Raw genomic sequence first — 1315 nt, 5'->3', positions numbered from 1 at the left:
ATTTTGATTTCAGTAGATACCGAAAAGCCGAAGAGCGTTCCATTTCTTCGGTTCTTTTTGTATATACCTCTCAATGCTTCTATGCCCTTAATCGTAGTTGATGCAGTACGAAGACTTTGATAAAGTTTATTTCGACGTTTAACAGGTCTATGATCTTGCTCAATTAAGTTATTGAGATACTTGACTGTCCGGTGCTCAGTTTCGCTGTATAGCCCCTGCTTTTGTAACTTCCTAAAAGCACTAGCAATTGATGGTGCTTTATCTGTCACGATAACTTTCGGTTCCCCACACTGCTTGTATAGTCGTTTAAAGAAAGCATAAGCAGACTGAGTATTTCTCTTTCGTCTTAGCCAAATATCCAGTGTCATGCCTTCTGAGTCGATTGCACGATAGAGATAATGCCACTTCCCTTTAATTTTAATATAAGTTTCGTCCATTTTCCACGAATAAAAGGACTGTCTATTTTTCTTTTTCCAGATTTGATAGATCAGCTTACCATATTCTTGAACCCAACGGTAAATTGTTGTGTGAGAAACGTTAATGCCACGATCATAAAGGAATTCTTGAATTTCACGATAGCTTAGATTGTAACGTAGATAATAACCAACAGCGACAATAATCACATCTTTTTGAAATTGTTTACCTTTAAAATAGTTCATTGATATATCCTCGCTGTCATTTTTATTCATTTTACACTAAAATAGACTTATCAGAAAACTTTGCAACAGAACCGATTTCTCAATCTTAGGTTTCACGATTTCAACATCACGAATTTCAACTGTCAACTGTTTTTCCTCACCAGTTTTAGTTTTTCCTGTTACTTGCATAAAGACTCTCCTTGCTATTTCACTAATATAAGAACGCAAACTCTGACATTTGCGCCCCTAAAATAAAAAAGACCTAAGTCGTTTTAATATACTTAAGTCTTCACTACTCAAAATAGAATAATTTTTCAAATTCTATATCCAACGCTATACAAAGTAATAATGCTAATTTAGCAGATGGAACGTACTCATAGGTTTCTATATTGCTAATTGTCTGTCTCGAAACACCAACAATTTTAGCCAAATTACTCTGGTTTATTTGTTTTTCAGCACGAGCCACTTTTAACCTATTCTTTAACTCAAGTTTTCCTTTATCCCTCATTTAAAAATTCCACTCATTAAATTCCAGCCCATCACAGAAACAGCAATTAATAATACTACAATTACTATGATGTTAGTCATCGACCTCTTCTTTTTGAACAGATATATTTCATGTCCCAAAGCCAAAAGTAATAACATAAAAAACAAATCGTCTATAGATTCATTTTTTA

General features: G+C 33.8%; 2 protein-coding genes. Both read right to left on the bottom strand.

The window, feature by feature from the left end; translation table 11 throughout:
* Positions 1-659 (bottom strand): IS6 family transposase (locus tag ABZS58_RS51375; protein ID WP_354792150.1); only part of this gene is annotated, 659 nt, incomplete at its 3' end.
* A gap of 271 nt (positions 660-930) precedes the next feature.
* Positions 931-1146, bottom strand: a complete 216-nt coding sequence (locus ABZS58_RS51370) for a helix-turn-helix transcriptional regulator (protein WP_101913440.1) — start codon at positions 1144-1146, stop codon at positions 931-933.
* Positions 1147-1315 lie beyond the last annotated feature (169 nt).

The organism is Dactylosporangium sp. NPDC005555, from assembly GCF_040605635.1.
In the GTDB taxonomy this organism is placed as follows: Bacteria; Actinomycetota; Actinomycetes; order Mycobacteriales; family Micromonosporaceae; genus Dactylosporangium.
Note: the sequence above shows the minus strand (reverse complement) of the source record. Positions and strands in the feature narration are given on the sequence as shown.